Source organism: Rhizobium sp. Root483D2 (assembly GCF_001426685.1).
Classification (GTDB): Bacteria; Pseudomonadota; Alphaproteobacteria; order Rhizobiales; family Rhizobiaceae; genus Pararhizobium; species Pararhizobium qamdonense.
Window position 1 is genome coordinate 356712 of record NZ_LMFB01000009.1, and the last position, 19783, is coordinate 376494.

At 59.4% G+C, this 19783-nt stretch carries 16 protein-coding genes; 5 read left to right on the top strand and 11 right to left on the bottom strand.

Annotated features, from left to right (window positions below):
- The first annotated feature begins 3 nt into the window (after positions 1-3).
- From ASD32_RS08250 to ASD32_RS28920, 4 genes are all read left to right on the top strand, one after another.
- Entirely contained in the window at positions 4-918 is a 915-nt protein-coding gene (locus ASD32_RS08250) for a ribokinase (RefSeq protein ID WP_060637520.1), read from the top strand.
- The gene (locus ASD32_RS08255) at positions 915-1757 is read left to right on the top strand and encodes a BtpA/SgcQ family protein (RefSeq protein ID WP_060637521.1); all 843 of its coding nucleotides are present in this window, start codon (positions 915-917) and stop codon (positions 1755-1757) included. Before ASD32_RS08250 ends, ASD32_RS08255 begins: the two co-directional genes overlap by 4 nt.
- Positions 1754-3013: a Zn-dependent hydrolase gene (locus ASD32_RS08260; protein WP_060637522.1), complete on the top strand. Its 1260-nt coding sequence runs from the start codon at positions 1754-1756 to the stop codon at positions 3011-3013. Before ASD32_RS08255 ends, ASD32_RS08260 begins: the two co-directional genes overlap by 4 nt.
- A 192-nt stretch (positions 3014-3205) precedes the next feature.
- Positions 3206-3352 carry a DUF1127 domain-containing protein gene (locus tag ASD32_RS28920; protein WP_082546694.1) on the top strand — a complete coding sequence of 49 codons (147 nt, stop codon included), beginning with the start codon at positions 3206-3208 and terminating at the stop codon, positions 3350-3352.
- A gap of 352 nt (positions 3353-3704) precedes the next feature.
- Here ASD32_RS28920 and dinB read toward each other — a convergent pair whose 3' ends face one another.
- The gene (dinB, locus tag ASD32_RS08265) at positions 3705-4787 is read right to left on the bottom strand and encodes a DNA polymerase IV (protein WP_280139415.1); all 1083 of its coding nucleotides are present in this window, start codon (positions 4785-4787) and stop codon (positions 3705-3707) included.
- Between the two features lie 314 nt (positions 4788-5101).
- Here dinB and ASD32_RS08270 point away from each other — a divergent pair, with 314 nt between their 5' ends.
- Positions 5102-6007, top strand: coding sequence for a S1C family serine protease (locus tag ASD32_RS08270; RefSeq protein ID WP_060637523.1), 906 nt, complete (start codon positions 5102-5104; stop codon positions 6005-6007).
- A 111-nt stretch (positions 6008-6118) separates the two neighbouring features.
- On the opposite strand, the gene ASD32_RS08275 is transcribed toward ASD32_RS08270, so the two are convergent.
- The 10 genes from ASD32_RS08275 to ASD32_RS08320 all read right to left on the bottom strand — a co-directional run bounded on the left by ASD32_RS08275 (position 6119) and on the right by ASD32_RS08320 (position 19776).
- Complete coding sequence (locus tag ASD32_RS08275) at positions 6119-8473, bottom strand: glycoside hydrolase family 3 C-terminal domain-containing protein (RefSeq protein WP_060637524.1); 2355 nt, start codon at positions 8471-8473, stop codon at positions 6119-6121.
- Positions 8474-8500: 27 nt separating this feature from the next.
- Complete coding sequence (locus tag ASD32_RS08280) at positions 8501-8989, bottom strand: MarR family winged helix-turn-helix transcriptional regulator (protein WP_060637525.1); 489 nt, start codon at positions 8987-8989, stop codon at positions 8501-8503.
- A gap of 52 nt (positions 8990-9041) precedes the next feature.
- The gene (locus tag ASD32_RS08285; protein WP_060637526.1) at positions 9042-9638 is read right to left on the bottom strand and encodes a cysteine hydrolase; all 597 of its coding nucleotides are present in this window, start codon (positions 9636-9638) and stop codon (positions 9042-9044) included.
- Positions 9639-9640: 2 nt separating this feature from the next.
- On the bottom strand, positions 9641-10690 hold the full coding sequence (locus ASD32_RS08290) for an ABC transporter ATP-binding protein (protein WP_060637527.1): 1050 nt from the start codon (positions 10688-10690) through the stop codon (positions 9641-9643).
- Positions 10677-11456 carry an ABC transporter permease gene (locus ASD32_RS08295; RefSeq protein ID WP_060637528.1) on the bottom strand — a complete coding sequence of 260 codons (780 nt, stop codon included), beginning with the start codon at positions 11454-11456 and terminating at the stop codon, positions 10677-10679. The genes ASD32_RS08290 and ASD32_RS08295 overlap by 14 nt, the downstream gene beginning before the upstream one ends.
- A gap of 10 nt (positions 11457-11466) precedes the next feature.
- Positions 11467-12381, bottom strand: coding sequence for an ABC transporter permease (locus tag ASD32_RS08300; RefSeq protein WP_082546696.1), 915 nt, complete (start codon positions 12379-12381; stop codon positions 11467-11469).
- Positions 12371-13450, bottom strand: coding sequence for an extracellular solute-binding protein (locus ASD32_RS08305; protein WP_060637529.1), 1080 nt, complete (start codon positions 13448-13450; stop codon positions 12371-12373). Before ASD32_RS08305 ends, ASD32_RS08300 begins: the two co-directional genes overlap by 11 nt.
- Positions 13451-13840: 390 nt before the next feature.
- Positions 13841-16066, bottom strand: a complete 2226-nt coding sequence (locus tag ASD32_RS08310) for a trehalase family glycosidase (protein WP_060637530.1) — start codon at positions 16064-16066, stop codon at positions 13841-13843.
- Between the two features lie 13 nt (positions 16067-16079).
- Entirely contained in the window at positions 16080-18758 is a 2679-nt protein-coding gene (locus tag ASD32_RS08315) for a hypothetical protein (RefSeq protein WP_060637531.1), read from the bottom strand.
- A complete protein-coding gene (locus ASD32_RS08320) occupies positions 18751-19776 on the bottom strand; it encodes an XdhC family protein (protein ID WP_244490130.1) in 1026 nt (341 codons plus the stop codon). The genes ASD32_RS08315 and ASD32_RS08320 overlap by 8 nt, the downstream gene beginning before the upstream one ends.
- Positions 19777-19783 lie beyond the last annotated feature (7 nt).

Consider the following 19783-nt stretch of genomic DNA (forward strand, 5'->3'; position numbering starts at 1 on the left):
TCCATGCGCGTGCATGTCGTTGGCAATGTCTGCATCGACACCACCTTCCGTCTCGACCGCTTTCCAGAAGCGGGCGAGACGCGGAATGCCTTGGGGCATGCTGATGGGCTGGGCGGCAAGGGGGCCAATCAGGCCATTGCCGCTGCCCGCACCGGGGTGCCCGTCACGCTTTGGGCCGCAATCGGCCGGGATGCCAACGGCGCCTGGATCTGTCAGATGCTCGCCGGCGAGATCGAAAGTGCCTGCCTGACGGATTTGGATCTGCCGACTGACCGCTCGACCGTTGCGGTCGATGCAGGCGGCGAGAACATCATCATCAGCGGCGTTTCCTGTGCCGTTGCTTTTGATCCGATCACGCAGACCGGCCTGCTCGACAGCATTGAGCCCGGCGACGTGCTGATCATGCAGGGCAATCTTGCGGCAGGCGTCACCAGCGCCTGCCTGCGCGCGGCGCGGGCCAAAGGACTGACAACCGTGCTGAATGCCAGCCCGCTTGTTGCCGGCGTCCGGCCGGGGTTTGAAGACGTCGATATCGTCATCGTCAATCAAGGGGAGGCGGAGGCGCTCTCGGGCCTTGCTGTTGCAGCAGAGGCTGCCGCCAAGATACTGGAACTCGGCGCGCATTCTGTGGTGATCACCCTCGGCTCAAAAGGTTGCCTGCTTCTCCCCGGTGCCGGTTCCGCGGCAATCCATATTGAGGCCCCCAGGGTTGCGGCAATCGATACCAGTGGTGCAGGGGATGTGCTGTGCGGCATCTTTGCGGGATGTCTGGCAAGGGGTATGCATCCGCAAAGGGCAATCCACATTGCCGTCCAGGCATCCGCGCTGGCGGTGACGAGAGCGGGCACGCTTTCCTCATGCCCAACGGCCAAAGAACTTTCAACTCTCATTGAAACATCAGAAACGGAACACCCATGACACAATCCTCAAAACCGGTCGGCCCGGGCGCAGGCGATGCCATCACCTCCCTCTTCGGCCGCAGCAAAGCCGTTATCGGCGTCGTGCACCTGGCACCTCTGCCGGGGGCTCCCCGTTATAATGGCGAAGCCATAGAGGATATCTACAGCCAGGGCCTGGAGGATGCCCGCGCCTATCTGGAGGGGGGTTGCGATGGTGTCATCGTGGAAAACCACGGCGATATTCCCTTCTCCAAGCCGGATGATATCGGACCGGAAACCGCCGCCTACATGTCGGTCATATCGGACCGCATCCGCCGTGAACTCGGGCGTCCGATCGGCATCAACGTTCTGGCCAATGCGGCCATTCCGGCACTGGCCATTGCCGGTGCCAGCGGTGCCGGTTTCGTGCGTGTCAACCAGTGGGCCAATGCCTATGTCGCGAATGAAGGGTTTATCGAAGGCGAGGCCGCCCGCGCCATGCGCTACCGCGCAAAGCTTAGAGCCAACGGCATCCGGATCTTTGCCGATGCGCATGTGAAGCATGGCGCGCACGCGATCGTTGCCGACCGGCCGGTGGAAGAGCAGGTCAAGGATCTCGTCTTCTTTGACGCAGACGCGGTGATTGCCACCGGCCAGCGCACCGGCCATGCAGCCGATCTCGGCTATATCCGCCTGATCAAGGAGGCCGCCGGCCTGCCAACGCTGGTCGGCAGCGGCGTCACGCCCGACAATGCCCGCGATATCCTTGACATCGTCGATGGCGTCATCGTTGCCAGTTCGCTGAAATATGATGGCGTCTGGTGGAACAAGGTCGAAAAGGCGCGTGTCACTGCCTTTATCAACGGACTGAAGAAATGATCTGCTCCGCAGACATCAACGCTGCACGCCTTCTGAAAAGACTGGATGATTTCGCGGCAATCGGCGCAACGCCGGCAGGCGGCGTCAACCGGGCAGCGCTGGGACGTCAAGACCAGGCTGCCCGCGCGCTGCTGGCAGGCTTGGCGCTGGAGCGCGGTTTCCGCGTCTTCCAGGATCCGCTCGCCAATCTGTTCATTCGCCGCGATGGGAAAAACGGCAGCCTTGCCCCCTTTCTGATCGGCAGTCATCTCGACAGCCAGCCGACGGGCGGACGCTATGATGGCGCCCTCGGCACGCTGGCCGCCTTTGAGGTTCTCGAGGCTCTGGAGGATGCGGGACTGGAAACGGAGGCGTCGATTGAGGTGGTCGCCTGGACAAACGAGGAAGGCAGCCGCTTTGCACCGGGCGCGATGGGCTCCATGGCATTTTCGCTAGGGCATATTCCGCAGAATTGGCAGGATATCCGTGGAACAGACGGCGTCTTTTGGCGTGACGCCCTTGCGGAGACGCTTGCGGCCTTGCCGGTCGCCGAGCAAAGGCCGCTCGGATTTCCGATTTCAGGATATCTTGAACTTCATATCGAACAGGGGCCGTCCCTGGAAAACGAAGATATCCCGATCGGCATCGTCACCGGCGTGCAGGGAACCCGTTGGCTCGATATCACGGTTACCGGCCAGGCCGCGCATGCGGGCACGACCCAGCTGGCGTTTCGCCGCGATCCGATGATGGCGGTGACCCATGCGCTGCATACGCTTTACGAAACCATCATGCCCGAAGACGGCGATGCACGCCTGACGGTCGGAAGGATCACAGCACTTCCCGGCTCCGTCAACGCAATTCCAGGATCCGTCAGCCTCAGCATCGACCTGCGCCATCCGCAATCAGATCGCCTGGACAAGATCGAGGCACAGGTCTCGGAAGCCTTTCAATCGTCGGTGGCCCCGCATGGCTGCAAAGCCGATATCCGCCGCACATTCGATATGAGCCCGGCCCGGTTCTTCCAGCCGGTGATTGAAGGCGTGGAAAGGGCGGCACGTCATTTGAGGCTCCGGTTCAAGCATATGGTCTCCGGCGCCTTTCACGATGCGCTCTATGTGGCGCGTATAGCACCGGCCGCGATGATCTTCGTGCCCTGCAGGGATGGCCTCAGCCACAATGAGGCTGAGTATGTGGAGCCGGACCATTGTGTGGCCGGCGCTCGCATGCTGCTTCAATCGGCGCTGGAAGTGATCAGCGCCGGCGCAGGCAAACATTAATAACGCGAAAAGCCAGGGCGTAGCGGCCGCAATTTGGGCAGCTGCGCCGCGAGCGCTGCAGCCGGTGCATAGGTGCTGTGATGCATTGTCGATATTCTGATCAAAGAGAAGGGCCTATATTCTCTTCATCAAACGACGCCGGAACCAAACGCGGTTGCTGACGTCAACAGAACCTCACGAAAGGGGATCATCATGAACGTAGCACGCACCTTGAACAACTGGCGCAAGTATCGTCAGACCGTATCCGAACTCGGCCGTATGACCAATCGCGAGCTGAGCGACCTGGGTATTGCCCGCGACGATATCCGCAGCGTTGCCCGCGCAGCCGTCGCTTTCTAAGCAAGCCTTGAGTTTTGGATGAAGCGCCCGCCCTGTGCGGGCGCTTCGCGTTTCGGGCTTGCTGACGGGGCAGAGACCCGCTGGAACGCCGTATCTTCCGATGTGCATTTCCTGCATAGCTGCAGTGCAGCATAAACGCTTTGAAATCATCGCGATCAGCGTATGATCGTTTCCATCGAAGCAATGCACCTCCTCCCGCAGAGCTTCGAATTTCAGGCGGCCCACTCCTCCTCCCAAGGGGCGCCTGAAGGAACAGCGGCACTCCTCCTCCCAGTCGCTGTTCGGTTCTTTTCGAAAAGCCTGCCGCACCTCCTCCCGCGGCAGGCTTTTTCGTTTTAGGGGATTTGGCCGTCTATAAATCGAGATCGAATTGTGGCTGCCGTTCTGCATCGTCGCGAACGGGAGCGTTTGTCAGCGACGACAAGGTCACGCCCAGTAGCCGGATGGCGCGTTTGAACGGATAGACCGTGGCCAGAAGTGTCGATGCGGTATCGAGGATATCTGCGGCATTTGCAAAGGGCGTCGCTTTCGTACGGCTGCGCGTCGCCTGGGTGAAATCGGAATATTTGATCTTCACGGTCACCGTCTTGCCGCTGATCCCCTGCGCCTCGCAATAGCGCCAGACCTTTTCGGCAAGCGGCTTAAGCTCCAGCCGGGCCAGATCGAAATCGGTGATATCTTCAACGAACGTGTCCTCCGCACCGGCGGATTTGCGGATGCGGTCGGGCCGGACGAGGCGCTCATCGATACCGCGCGCGATCCCGTAGAAATAGGGACCGGACTTGCCGAAATGCTCCTGAAGGAAAGCCAGCGATTTCTGCTTCAGATCAAGTCCGGTTTCGATGCCGTATTTGCGCATCCGCTCGGCGGTTGCCGGTCCAACGCCATGAAACTTCTTCACTGGCAAAGCCTCTACAAAGCCTGGGCCGTTCTTTGGCGTAATCACGGCCTGCCCATTCGGCTTGTTGAGATCGCTTGCCATCTTGGCAAGGAACTTGTTGTAGGAAATTCCGGCGGACGCACTGAGACCGGTCACCTCAGCGATCCTCGCGCGGATTTCTGCGGCGATCTCGGTGGCGATTGCCATGCCTTTCAGGTTTTCCGTCACATCGAGATAGGCCTCGTCCAGCGATAGAGGCTCGATCAGCGGCGTGTATTCGGCAAAGATCGCACGGATCTGCTGGGAGACCGCCTTGTAAACGTCAAAGCGCGGCGGCACGAAGATCAGGTCTGGACATTTTCGCTTGGCGGTGACCGACGGCATGGCCGAATGCACGCCAAATGCTCTCGCCTCGTAGCTGGCCGCAGCCACGACCCCGCGCGCCGCCGATCCACCAACGGCAAGCGGCTTGCCGCGCAGCTCCGGATTGTCGCGCTGCTCGACGGATGCATAGAAGGCATCCATGTCGACATGGATGATCTTGCGCTGACGCACTGGCTCATCCGGCGTTTGAGCCCGGGATATCGGATCTGGAATGGCTGTAGTATCGTCGCCGGGGATATACATCAGGAGGCGTCCAGCTTGATTGCGCTTGGTCTATGAAGACAAATGCGCCGTTGAACAAAAGAGGAACATACAGCGCTGCGGCTGGGATTGTAAGTCAGATATATCGCGTCTCGCAAACTTTGGGACACTTCGTGTGGGGCAAGAGCTGGGGGCTGTGTCGTCCCGATGCGTAACCTGAGACTTGCGGGGTGCCACCGGCCTTCCTACCTCTAGGAGAGATTAAAATCCGGCGGGACCGAAACATGGATGTACACTCAGTCAAACACTCGATGGTGGCCGTTCGGACTTCCATCTCGGACGATGCCTTCACGGCCCGCTCGCTGGGCACGGTGCGCGAAGGTAGCGGTGTGGTCATTCGCGACGATGGCCTGGTGCTCACCATCGGCTATTTGATCACCGAGGCGGATGAGGTTTGGCTGACAAGGCCGGATGGCACGGTCATTCCGGGTCATGCGCTTGCCTATGACCAGGAAACGGGGCTTGGCCTGATCCAGGCGCTTGGGGCCCTGGACTGTCCGGCACTGACGCTTGGTGACGCATCGAAAACCAGGGTTGGCGATCCCGTCGTCTTTGCCGACGGTTTTGGCCGGCTGGTAGAGACCAAGATCGTCGCGAAACGCGAGTTTGCCGGATATTGGGAATATCTGCTGGATGAAGCGATTTTTGTTTCTCCCGCCCATCCATCCTGGGGCGGGGCTGCCATTGTCGGGCAGGATGGCAAGCTTCTGGGTATCGGTTCGCTCAAGCTGGTCATGAGCCGGAACGGAGAGAGTTCCGACATCAACATGATCGTCCCGATCAATCTGCTGCCCCCCATTCTCGACGATCTGCTCACGCTTGGACGCGTGAACAAGCCACCGCGCCCCTGGCTTGGCGCCTTTGCGGCCGAAAGCAATGGTGACGTGGTCGTCATGAGTGTTGCAGCGGATGGTCCAGCCGCGCAGGCCGGGCTGCGGGGAGGCGATGTTATCGCAGAGGTGCGCGATGGAGAAATTTCCAGTCTTGCTGACTTTTACCGCAAGGTCTGGAAGAGCGGCCGCGCCGGATCGGAAATCCCCGTCCGCGTCCTGCGCGACGGCCGCGAAGTCTGGCTCCGTGTCAGATCGGGGGATCGCGACGAGTTTCTGAAAAAACCGCAGCTGCAGTAAGTCCAAGGATCGGCAACAAGCAACGATCCTATAGATTTCAGGCGTCGACCTTTGGCTTACGAGCCGCGTCTGCCCGCAGGTTGCAACCACTCTTGAGGCTGGTTGATTCGCTCAAGGCGTGTTTTCGATCTCATTTAATTTATCAAGCACGACGGCGATTTCGCCTTCTGGCACGCTATCGCCAACAAACCAGCTCAATGTGTCGTAGAATCCGAGGAATGAGCCGCGCACCTTGTCGAGAATGGCTGCTGCCTCCTCGTCGGAAAGCGATAACTTTGTTTTGAGGAAATCTCTGAGGATTGTTTCCGCTTCCAGATGGGCAAAGACCAGTGATGGTGGGGATTGACGGGAGAGTTTTGCTGGAGGAAAGATCTGGGATTTGCAGGCAATCGTCTGGTTCAGGCGGACATCGCGTGACGATGCCGCGGCCTCAATGACGAAAGCGTCTGCATCCAGCACCCACTGCGCGCGCGAAACGTCGAAATACTGGAAATCGCGCGGCTGCAGAGTGAGTTCAACCGTTTTTGCTTCGCCTGGCTCCAGTTGCACCTTGGCAAACGCCTTCAGTTCCCGGACCGGGCGTTTCAGTCCCGGCTCGATGGGCTGCATGTAGAGCTGAACAATTTCCTTGCCGGCAACCTTCCCGGTATTGCGAATGGTAACAGTGACGGTGCAGCTCTCGCCGGGTGTGATCACTTCCTTGTCGAGAGACATGGTTTCATAGGAAAATTCGGTGTAGCTCAGGCCGTGTCCAAACGGGAAAGCCGGTGCGATGGCCTTCAGGTCGTAGTAGCGGTATCCGACGAAAATGCCTTCGCTATAAACATGGCGGCCGTGGTCGCCGGGATAGGTGTGCCAGCCGGGGATATCCTCGATGCGGACGGGCATGCTGGCCGACAGCTTGCCGCATGGGTTCTGGTCGCCGAAGAGAACACGGGCGATGGCCTCGCCACCGCCTTGTCCGGGGAAAAAGCAGGCGAGAACCGCATCCACTTCATCAAGCCAGGGCATCTCCACCGTATCCGGTATCGACAGAACAACGATAACGCGGTGGCCGGCAGCTGCTAAGGCGCTGATGAGGTCATCATGGCCTTTCATCAGTTTCAGCGTATCGCGATCATTGCCTTCGCCGTTGCGGCTCTTGGCGTTTTCGCTGAAGATCACGACAGCATCGCTGTCTTCAGCCGCATGCAAAACCGTATCGATGGCGGATGCTATCGCGGTCGCGTCATCGACGTCGAACGGCATGTGACGGATGGTGCAGTGTTCGCCTGCCCTTTTGCAAATCTGCTCGAAGGGAATATCGACGCGGTAAGGGTTGGTGGTCGCCGAGCCGGAGCCCTGGATGACCGGCGCGATTGCCCCATTGCCCACGACCACGATTCGCGGAGACGCGGTCGCGTCAAGTGGCAAAGCCGCGTTTTCGTTGCGCAGCAGAACGATCGATTCTGCCGCGATCTGGCGAGACAAAATGTGGTGATCTTCGAGATCAACCGGAATGCCCGGCCTCTCGTTCGCTTTGCAGCGCTGGACCAGCTCGAGCACCCGCACGCAGGCTGCGTCAACTGTTTCCCGGTCGACTTTGCCGGTTTCAATTGCAGCAAGAAGCTGCGCCTTGCGCGGTTTGCTTTCCGGCATGTCCAGATCAGTTCCCGCTGTGAGCGAAGCCGGCCTATCCTTGATCGCATGCCAGTCGGAGAGAACGAGCCCGTCATAGCCCCATTCCTCGCGCAGCACCGTCGTCAACAGCCATGCGTTTTGCGTCGCATGAATGCCGTTGACTGGATTATAGGCGCTCATGACAGTCCATGGCTTGCCTTTTTCGATCGCACGCTCGAAGCCGGCCAGGTAGATTTCGCGCAGGGCGCGCTCATCGACATCGGAACTGGTCGTGGTGCGGTCGATCTCGGAATTGTTGCAGGCGAAATGTTTCAGCGATGCGCCGACGCCGTTATCCTGCAGGCCGCAGATCAGGGCTGCGGCGAGGTCGCCGTTGATGACCGGGTCCTCGGAATAATACTCATAGGCACGGCCGGCAAGCGGCGTGCGCCGCGTGTTGATCCCCGGCCCGAGCAGCAGGTGGACGCCGAAATTCTGGCACTCCGCCGCAAGGGCAGCCCCCATGCGGTAAGCTAGGTCCACGTCCCAGGAGCAGCCGAGCAGATTGCCATTGGGAAAACAGGTGGCCGGCCGCGTCGTGCCAAACATGGTGCCTGCGTCATCCGCCTGCTGGTTGACCAGCGTCAGAAACCCTTGCAGGCTGTTGTCGTCGCTATCGCCGGCATCGATCTGCGTGGTCGAGTAGCGCACACCATAGGCGCCGTCAGTCATCAGGATGGAGGGAATACCGAGCCTTTCGATGGCAGCCGTTTTCCAAAGGCCCCGGCCGCTCAAAAGATCGGCCTTTTCCGCAGCCGTCATTTGATCGACAAGCAATGTCAGATCGTCCTGAGTGTCCTGAACCATCAAAGTCTCTTCAAATTCTGGCTGATATCAACAGATCTTCTGAAGCAGTTCCATCAGCATCATCCGTTCTGCCGGGGTGAGCGTGCTCAGTGTCTCTTGCGAAATTTCCAAGGCAATCGAGAGATTGCGATCGACCGTTGCATCGCCTTCCGCCGTCAGCGTCAAAACCAGCCGGCGTGCATCTGCCGGATCCGGTTCGGTGTGGACGAGACCGCGCTTGACGAGCCGATCGACGACGCCCTTGATCGTCGCCATGTCCATCGCCGTTTCGCGCCCAAGGTTGCCTTGCGAACATGGCTGCAAATCCTTGAGCTTCACGAGTGCTGCCCATTGGGTGGTCGTCAGCTTTTCCGAAATCAGGCTGGCAAAGATGGCGACGTGGCGCTGGTTGGCCTGGCGCAGATAAAAACCGATCTGTTCACCGAGCGTATAGTGCGTCTGGCCGCCGTTCATCTGCGAGCTTGACGGTGGCGCACTGTCTGGCAAACCAGACTTGTCTTTCAACGGAACATCCATCCGGATCCCTCAATCATGCTGCGCTACGAAGTCCGCGGGCCGTTTCTCAACGTCATGCCTGCCATAGCTTTAGAATAGCGTCTGTCGATAAAACTTCGACCTGATCCGAGAGCCTGGGGACGAGCGTCTCCAAAACGGCGTCATGCGCCTGCACATTGCTGCTGGCCAGGGCATCGGCGGCAAGTATGACGCGGTAGCCCGCATCGACCGCATCCAGCACACTGGCATAGACGCAGACATCAGTCTCCACGCCGGAGAAAATCAGCGTATCGATGCCTGCGGCCTGCAGCCGTTCGGAAAACCCTTTCGAACCGAAAATCGAGTAGGTTTCCTTATCGACGATGGAGCGGTCATCCGCGATCGCAACCAGCGGCGCGACGAGACCGAGCATGGCCGGATCGATCGCATCGAGCGTAACGGACGACCATCGCCGGTAATAGGTTTTCCACGCGCCTTTTGCAGCATCGGCATTTTGCGGAACGACGAAGCGTGCGAACAGCGTATCCGAGGGCCGGGCCCTCGAAAGTTTCAGGACGTTCGGGAGAATGACGGCAATCGCCGGCGTGTGCCATTCGGTTTCTTCGGCAAAGAGGCGTTGCATATCGATGACGAGATGCAACGTATTTTTTGAGAACGGGACCGTTTCCATGATCAATCCGCGACTGCGACAGTGTGATCGGCAGCCCAGCTCAGGGCAATGTTGTCGCCTTCGCTGAGCACGGTGCCATCGCGATTCTGCGCAAACAGCTTGAGCGGCAGGCCATCGGCCGTTTCCAGGTGATAGGAAAGCACCGGGCCCGCATAGATGACGGTGGTGATGCGCGCCCTCATGGTGTTTTCGCCGGTCTGCGCTGGCGCGATCGACATCTTCTCCGGGCGTATGGCAAGCGTCACGGTGGAACCCGCTGACGGCAATGGGCTCGTGCTTTTGACCAGAGAGCCGTCCGCCAGGCGAACGGCGCCGTTTTCGACGGTTCCGCTGAGGAAATTGGAATCGCCGAGAAATTCGGCGGCAAACCGGGTCAGCGGCTTTTCATAGACCGTTTCCGGTTCGCCGATCTGAACGATGCGGCCCTTGTCGAGAATGGCGACCTTGTCCGACAGCGTCAGGGCTTCTTCCTGATCGTGCGTGACGAAAATGGTCGTCAGGCCACTCTCGCGCTGGATGCGCAGGAGTTCCACCTGCATTTCCTGGCGCAGTCTCCGGTCCAGTGCCGATAGCGGTTCATCAAGCAGAAGCACGCTCGGCTTGATGACGATGGCGCGCGCCAGGGCGACGCGCTGCTGCTGGCCGCCGGACAGCTGCTTGGGCGTGCGGTCGCCGAAGCCGGGGAGGCGTACCATCTCCAGGGCACGGTCGACTTCCTTGCGGGCGGCTGCTCCCTTGATGCCGCGCCGCTCCAGGCCGAAGGCGACATTCTGGGCGATCGTCATATGCGGAAACAGGGCGTAGGACTGGAACATCATGCCGATATTGCGGCCCCAGACCGGGACATCGGTGACATCCTTGTTGCCGATCATCACCACGCCGTGGTCCGGCTTGATGAAGCCCGCAATGATGCGCAGCAGCGTTGTCTTGCCCGAGCCTGATGGTCCAAGAAGGCTTGTGAAGGAGCCTTCGGTGAACTCGGTGGTGATATCGGCGAGAACCGGTGTGTTGCCATAGGTCTTGGCGACGGAATCGACTTTAACGTTTGTCACTTGTGTCTCCGGGCTTGGCGAAGCGCGCAAAAATCAGGATGACGGTCATGGAGCCGAGCAGAAGCACGGTCGAGATCGCATTGATTTCAGGGGTGAAGCCCTTGCGGATCGAGGAATAGATCTGCACCGGCAGCGTCGTGTAGCCGGGCGTTGCGAGAAAGTAGGAAATCACGAACTGATCGAGCGAAACCGCAAAGGCAAACAGTGCCGCACCCAGAATGCTGGGATAGAGCAACGGCAGCGTCACGGAGAAGAACGCATGGACCGGCGTCGAGCCTAAGCTCATGGCGGCTTCTTCAAGATCGGCACGGATCGTCTTGAAGCCAGTGCCGACAACGAGGACGACATAGGGGATGGCCAGCGCGACATGGCCGATCAACAGCGCATGCATGCCACGGCCGATCCCGCTCCAGTAAAAGAAGATCAGCATTGCAGTGCCGGTGATCAGCCAGGGAATGGCGATCGGCGGGAGCAGCATCAGTTGCAGCAGGCTCTTGCCGCGAAAGGTGCGCCGCGACAGCGCCACCGATGCCATCGTTCCCAGCGCCGTTGCCAGAACGGCGGTGATGGTGGCGATGACGATACTGTTGAAGCCCGCCTTCAGAAGAACCGTATTGCTCCAGAGCGCTTCATACCATTGGGTCGAAAACGAAAAGGGCAGTTCATAGAGCGGCGAGGCATTGAAGCCCATCGCCATCATCACGAGGATGGGGGTGTAGAGAAAAACCAGGATGGCGATGAGATAGAAGCGGCCAAGCGATGTCATCAGCGTCTCCTCACAGTGCCGTGCCACGGCGCAGGACGCCGGAGAAGGTTGCGAAAATGGCAAGGACCACGGCGAGCAGCGTGAAGGAAAGCGATGCACCGAGCGGCCAGTTGAAGGCCTGCGTGAACTGGTCCTCGATTACCGTCCCCATGGTCACGCCGACGCGGCCGCCGAGAATACGCGGCTCCATGAACGAGCCAATCACCGGGATGAAGGTCAGCACGGCGCCGGAAATCAGGCCGGGAGCTGCCAGAGGCAGAAGTATCTTGAAAAGGATGGTCCACCAGCGCGCGCCAAGGCTTGCGGCTGCCTCGATGATAGCGTCATCAATCGTCGAAAGCGCGATATAACAGGTCAGGATCATATAGGGCAGGTAGCCGTGAACAAGGCCGACGACGATGGCATAGCGCGTGTAAAGGAAACCGATCGACCCCGCTTCAGGCGCCACCATGTGCAAAAGGCTGTCCAGAAAGCCGTTTTCGCGAAGCACCATCGTCCAGGAAAAGACGCGGACCAGACCGTTGGTCCAAAACGGCAGGAGAATCAGGATCAGCAGCATTTCGCGCGTCTTGCCGAAGGTCGAACGCACCAGCGCAACGGCGGCGAGAAAGCCGAGAATGGCGCAAAACAGCGTCGTCCAGAAACCGATCAGCAGCGACGTAATCCCGATCCCGACCAGATAGGGCTGATCGATGAAGGCCCGGTACTGCTTGAGCGTGAAGACGATCGGCGCCTTGCCCATCGGCGTTGCCGACAAAAAGCTGAAGGCGAACATCGTCAAGAGAGGCAGAAAAACCGCAATCGTGAGCCAGCCATAGGTCGGCATGAGCAGGGCCGTCGTCGAGACCCATGACGGGAGCGAGCGCTGGCTGCGCGGACCCGAAGGTCCGCGCGCTGACGCCAATGTCAGCTGATCATTCTGCATAGAAAGCCTTCACTTCCTGCCAGACATTGTTGAAGGCTTCGCGGCGGTCATCCGGAATTCCCGATACGATGCCCATCGTCTTCAGATATTCCGGCTTGTGCACCTGGCGGCTGAGGTCGTTAGCGGGAAGGGCTTCCAGAGCGGCCGAGTTGGAGGAGGCCGGGGCGCCGACCTTGGTTGCCCATTCGACGTAGAATGCCGGATCGATCATCCAGTTGGCGAAGGCAAGCGCGCCTTCGGCGTTCGGAGCCGATGCCGGAATGCCGAGACCATCGACCCAACCGATGCCGCCTTCTTTCGGAACGACGAAGGTGACCGGCAGTTTCGAATTGCGCTTGGAACGCACGGAACCACCGGACCAGAACAGCGACAGGTCGAATTCCTTGGCGGCAAAGGACTTGTTCCACTGATCTTCCGTCGACCACAGAAGCTTAACATTCGGCTTGATCGATTTCAGCGCTGCAGTCACAGCGGCCAGATCTTTCGGATCGTTGATGTCCTGTCCGCTCATCAGGGCGCCGACGCCGACATTGATGATCGCGTCGTCGTCCATGGCGACACGGCCCTTGTAAGCCGGATCGGCCAGAGCGGCATAGCTATCGGGAACAGGCATGCCCTCGCGAATGGCAAGTGACGTCATGCCCCAGACCCAGGGAACCGCATAGCCCTTGCCGTCCTTGCTGAAGTTTGGATTGGACAGGAGATTGTCATCGACAGTCTTGGCGTTCGGGACCTTGGTGAAATCGATCGGCTGGAGCAGATCTTCGGCGACGGCCTGCGCACAACGGGCGGCATTCAGAACGACCAGATCATAAGTGCCTGGATTGGTGCGCAGCTTTGTGAGCATTTCCGATTCGGAGCTGTAATAGTCATGCACGACTTCAATGCCGGTCGTTTCGGTAAAGGCCTTGACGGACCAGGCTTCGTCGGTGCCGTATCCCTGCCAGTTCAGGACCGTGATGGTGCCGGCCGCAAAGGCCTTGCCCGGCAGGCTGGAAAAGCCGACGCCCGCTAAAAGCAGCGCTGTGGACATCAGTTTCAAAGTATTGCGTCTGGTGATCTCTGTCATTTTTGGCACCCCTCTTAAAAATACACAGTTGCACGTGATCGTGACCGCAGTCATCGATCTCAACGGGATCGGCAAAGCCGAAGCGTTAGCGCGAAAAACGCGCCAAAATAGTTTGTGTACAAAGTAAAATCAGGGACGTGATGGTGACCGCGATGTCGATTTTCAGCGCAAGCCAAGGCCTGTCCCGAACAAGAGTGGAACAAAACATCCGAGCTAGCAATGCATTCCAAATCGCGATGCGGGGCCTGTCAGGAAAACTTAGGTTTTCCAATTCAGTCCTCAGTTCAAACCCTCTGATCTTAACGTCAGTCTTTTCATTTTTTATTTGTGTACAAACTATTATGGATGAATCTTTTTCTGTCAAGGTCTTCTTAGTGTCATCGAAGCATCCTAAGACGAAAAATAGACCTCCAGGCGTTGCGTGTCAGCGCTTTCCGCGATCTCAACGCGAATGCCTCCGGCGTTTGTGTCGTGACGGATGACGGTTCCGTCCATACGGGCGACAGTGGCGTTGCCCGCCTGGATGCCTCCCAGGTCGATAAAGCCGCCGCTGGCAACGGGCCCGATGGTAAAGGCAAACCGTCCGGCGCCGATTTCGATCTGAGACAAGCTCGTCTGCAGGTCCGTCTGCAGCACAATCCGGTCATTGATCGTCATGGACAGAACGGTAGCGTTTACGGAGACATGCAATGTCCCCGCCGGGCATAGCATGGGGCCGATCGACAGGTCCTCACCCGTATTGCGCACAGTCCACCCGGACCAGGGATCGAAATCGATGATTTCGCCCGCCGCCATCAGCGGGAGCATTGCTGCCCAGATATAGAAGGGATCGGTATCGCCCTGGTCCATCGCCTCGCCGGTCACCGCGTTATAATTCTCCGACGCGATGCGGTCCTTGCTCCAGGATGTCATGAACAGTTCATAGCTCTGGCTGGCGAGCTTGCTCGCCTCTGCCATAAAGCCGTAACGGCGCAGGCCGAGCCAAACCATATAGTTGACGTTCGGCCAGATGCGCCCGCGCCAATAAACGTTGTCGGCAAAGGCGGGGTCGTCGCGCGTGGCGTTCGGCAGGACGAAATCGCCGCCGAACGTCGCCTCGTTACTTAGGTGCTCCAGCAATCGCGCGGCCTGCACCGGCGTGGCAGCCCCGCACAGCAGCGGATAGAAACTGGTGGGCGACAGCGAGCGCACGAAGCCGCCATTGCGCTGGCGGTTGGCGAAGAGACCGCGGCTCTCATCCCACAATGTTTCGCAAATCAGCGTTCGGCAGCGTTCTGCAATCTGCGTAAATTCCTGTGCGTCCGCATGCTTTCCAAGCACCGTGGCCATGTTCGCCAGCATTTCGGCATCGAGTGCGGCCGCGCAGTTCAATCCGAGATCGAACGTCGACAAGGTGCGAGTGACGGGGTCGTAGATCGCCTCGTCATGGGTCGCCGAATTGTCCATGCCGGTCTCATTACGGGCGCCGAATGCAGTCCCTTTGTAGAGGCCTTCGCCGACATCGGAGGTGCCGCAGGAGAGAAGGCCAAACGCGCCGGGATCACGGTTTTCCCACCACCAGCGTTGATTGCGGGAAAGCGCATCATAGTTTGCTGTCAGCATCGAGCGTTCGCCGGTGCGCTGGTAAAGCTGCCAGGCGACGAGTGCTCCATTCGGGTGCTGGCTGCGATCGACCCAGGCATCGTTGGAGGTGACGATGCAGGCGATATTGCCTTGCGGCGTGGCGCTGGCCATGGCTGTCGCCATGTTTTCGCGCGCGAGGTCCGCATCGAAAACACCGGCCAGAAGTGCTGCGAACAGCTGATCGTTGTACCAGACCGCAAATTTTCCGAGGTTCCAGATCCGGGTCACCGCCGTGTAAGGCCGCGCATTGGTGTCGTCCCAGATTGTGTTCCAGGCGACCACATCGCGAATCGCGTCGAGCGATCCTTGAAACAGACCCGTCTGCGCATCTGGTATCTGCGCCGGCGCCTGTTCTGCAAGGCAGGCGCGCGCTTTTGCGATGGCGAGGTCCGCACTGTCGGCGACGGCGGCAGCGTACGCGCCCGTGCGCATCATTTCGAGATTGAAGCGAAGCGCAATGACAGGTGCCTCGTTGCTGCGGGTTGCGGTATAAAAATATCCGTTTTCCTCGAAATCGGCCCGCAGCGCTTCGATCGTCTCATGACCGGTGACGTGGACCGGCGCTTGCGCGGTGACCACAGCCACAAACCGGGTACCGATCTTCAGGAGGGTTGTATTGCCACCGCCGTCATAGATTCCGATCTCGCCGCCATCGGATGAAATCGCCAGCGTCACCCAGAACCGGAGGCCCCATTCAGCCGATACGGTTCCCTCCCAGCGTCCGCAAACGGCAAATGGACCCGTTTTCGTAGCGGAGAAGGCGACCGTCGTGCCGGTGTGGTCCGTTTCGAGTTCGATCGTCGAGCCGTCGATGGCGTGACGTCCCAGGCGGACAGGATTGCGCCGGGGCTCGATTGCCGACGTCGTCTTGCTGCGCGTGGAATAGAGCACCGGCGTGATCCGCACCCCGAGCGGCAGGAAAACCATTTCGGCCGGCCGGTCCGACCAGCTGTTCCAGGCGCGCATCAGGGGGATTGTCGAGTGTTTTGGCATGGCTCTTATCCGGTCAGTTTGAAAGCGGGATGAGTTTTGGTGCGGCGGTCAATCCGCTTTTATCTGCGGTATCGCCGCGATAGGGCGTGTGGCTGTAATAGCGGTTTGCCGCAGTGTTGGCGACGTGAAGCTCCAGACTATGCGTGCCGGGGCTGAGAGTGCTAAGCGCAAACCGGTAGGGCCGCCAGGCCCGGCGGTCGATCTCTTGGCCGTCAAGAAACGCGGTCACAGCTGTTTCCACCTGCGGCAATTCCAGAAGCCAATCGCCTTGCGTTGCTATCGTCAGGGAGCATCGGTAAATGCCCGTGCCGGAAAAATCCGCGAACCCTTGCGTTTCCCAGCCTGCATCGACAGAGATGGATTGGAAATCCGCCTCAAGCGCGGGAGAAAAACTCCAGCCATCGGCAAGCGATATCGTTTCCACAGGATCGTGAATGGCCCCGGTCTGCGTGGCTGCCTGATCCGCTACGACCTCCGATGCTTCGCGCAACCGGATGCACCGAACCTCGTGCGGCTGGAGCACGACCAGGGACCGTTCAAGATTGACCGGCGCATGGATCACGCCATCCGCCGGCGACCATTCCTCGGATTCAAAACCACAGCCATACGAGATTTCAACGACAAGGTCGTCCGATCCGTCGTTGAACAGCACAAGTCTCCACCAGCCGTCCGCCTCATATCCGATCCACTGCCATGGTTTGCCGCCTGAAGCACTCTCGACTTTCGGCCCCTCGGCTGGAAGGGACGACACCAGAGCGGCAATATCCCGGCTTTCCGGATGCCCTTCGATATGCGTGGAAACCTTAAAGCACGTCACCTGCGCGTCACTGTCGCAGATAACGGACAGGCGTTCGCCGGATGACCAGATCGCGCCGCCGGCTGTCTTGAAAGCCTCCAGTTTCCGCGAGCTCTTCATCGTTTCCAAGACGGTGACGCAGGGCAGCACGACGGCAGCGAAAACCAGCCCTGATGCGATGAGCTTCCCGTTTTCGATTGTTGCAGCAGCAAGATCGGCCTCGCTCACGAACATGAAATCGCATCCCTGCGCGAGAAGATGTTCGCACCATGCGCCGATATGCGTTGCGTGGCCGTGGCGCGGTCCCTGCGCAAAGGCGGTGTAGAGCGGATAGAGAATGGCAACCGGCGTGCGTGGTTTGGCCGGTTCGATAAAGGCGGAAATCCGGGCGGTCTCGCCGGCAAACAGGTCGTGATAATGCCACCAGGGCTCGAAGTTGATGCCAGGAGCAAAATCGAACCTCGGATTGGCGAACGGCGTCGGGTCATTGTCGCGGCCATCGGTCTGATAGACGCCGTGCCAGATGAACTGCCGCATGCCAAGGCAATGCAGGCGGATCGCCTGGGCGCGTGCCGTTTCCAGCGTCATTTCCCATTGGCCTGCGGCACGCCGGGTGGTCCGTTCGGCGCTGGCATAGGTTTCGACCATGCAGCGGCTACGCCCATTGGAGCGCGCAACGGAATCGCCGAGTTTCGGCGCCAGTTGCGCACTGAAATTGTTGGAATCCACGGCGGTTTCATGCCGGTAGGCATCGATCCCGAAGAAATCGACGGCTGGCGCCACGCGCGGATCGATGCTGGTAAAGCCGCCGTTCAGCGACCATGACGCGATATGCGGCAGGATTTCGTGTCCGGTCAGCGCGATGCCGTGCATGTCGGACCATCGTCGCAGGGTGCCGAAAAAGGCTTCGTTCATCAAAGCCGAATATCCGGCGTAAAATTCTGCCCGCAGCCGCAGCGTGCCGCTGCCGATATCCTGCAAAAGCGCCAGAAGAATTTTCGCAAAGGACACGCCGGTTCGGTGCGCCATTGTTTCCTGCAATGCCGGTGCAAAAAGCAGGCTGTTGCCGAGATCACCGGACATCTGGTCCCAGCGATAAAAGCCTGCTGCCGGCTGGTCGTAGAATACGAAGCCGGCCGGGTCCGGCAACAGACCCTCCAATGTCTTGACGAGCGGATTGAGACCGACGTCTATAAAACGCTCAGCCGCTTCCGGCAGCAGATAGTTGATCAGGCGGGATGTCGAGGAGCGGGCGCTGATGAAAACGGTGAGCGCCTGACCCGCCTCGATCCGGCCATCAAAGGCATAGGCACAGGATACGGCGTCGCTTGCGGTGATGATGATTTGCGCCGTCACATCGGAGATCGCCTCCAGAGTTTCAATGCCCGAAATGGGGTGCAGGACGGCGGCCTCGACCGTCCAGTCGCACCACTCGACCTTGCCCGCCTCATATTGCCACTCCAGAATATCCGGACCCATTGTCTCGACGAAAGGCGGATGGATGCCGCTGATCGCGCCTTCAGATGCGGATGCTGACGACCAGAACAGGTGCCGTTCGCGCACGGCATCGCAGCCATCAACCGTGCGTCCTCCGGCATGACCGCTGATCCAGTTGTAATCGTCATAGATGCCCAGTTTCAGGCCGAGTTCACCGGCAACGCGGGCAGCGTATCGATAGGCGGCGAGATATTCAGGCGACAGATAATCTTCGCGCGGCAGCGCAAGACGGGCCTGAATGAGGATCGTCCCGATCCCTTTTGCCTGGAAATCAGACAGCTGCGCGCAGCAGAGGGCTTCATCGGGAATGGAATGCCAGAACCAATAGGCGGAAGGACGAAAGGCAGCCGTCGGATTTTCAAACAGCGCCCGGTTTGTAATCTGGATAGGATCACACATGGCCGTCGAACTTCATGGTGGAGCGCGCCGCAGCGACATCGGCGAGAATGGATAGCGCCAGTGCATTTCCATCACGGGCTGGTCCGAAGAGGCCAATCGGGGCCTTGATGCGATCCATATCGTGATCGCTATATCCATGCTCGCGTAAAGCTTCACGGCGCTTTTCATGCGTGCGTTTGCTGCCCAGCGCGCCAATGTAGAAAGGATCGCGTTGCAGTGCGACTTTCAGGAATGGCAGTTCCTGGGCGAGATCGTGAAACAGCAGCGCGACTGCGGTATCGGCATCAACAAGCGCCTCGTCGAATCGCGGTTCGGATTGGCCGTCAAAGGCAAATGTCTCGAAACCCGAGTGACACGCAACCCGTGTTGCGCAATCCAGTTCGATGCCTCGGCCGCAGATCACCAGGCGTGGGCGCGGTCTGTAGCGGCGAATATAGGATGCACCGTTTTCCGTGTCCTCGATATCCGTGATGCTCTGTTTCACGGCGTCGTAGCAGAGCGCGCCCACTTTCCGGGATCGAAGACTGTCGAGAACATGGCGAAGCGGACCCACGTCTTTCAAAACGTGGATGGCAAGCGTGATACCGCCACCGCAGGGAAGCTGGATGTCGAAAAAGGTCGATCCCTCGCCAAGAAGCAGAAACCGGTCGGCTCCCCGCTTCATCGCATCGACCGCCTCGGCGGCAACGGCTGCCTCGGTGCAGCCGCCCGAGACATAGCCGCAATAGCCACCATCCATTCCAACAGCCATCTGGGCGCCAAGCGCGCGTGCGGACCCGCCGCGGATATCGACCAATGTGACCAGCGCGCTTTTTCCTTCTTTCTCAAAACGCTCGGCGGCATAGTTCAAGATCGTTTCCGGATCATCCGTCATGATGGCGCAGAAAGGCAGAGTGGGGATAACGTCGTGAAGTGATCGCGCGTTCGATACGGCGGCGTGTCTCGCACTGCCGCTGACAAAGATGCCGTCGCTCTCGAAGAACCCACGTGCGGTGATGCCGGTCTCAAACTGCTGCACGTTGCCC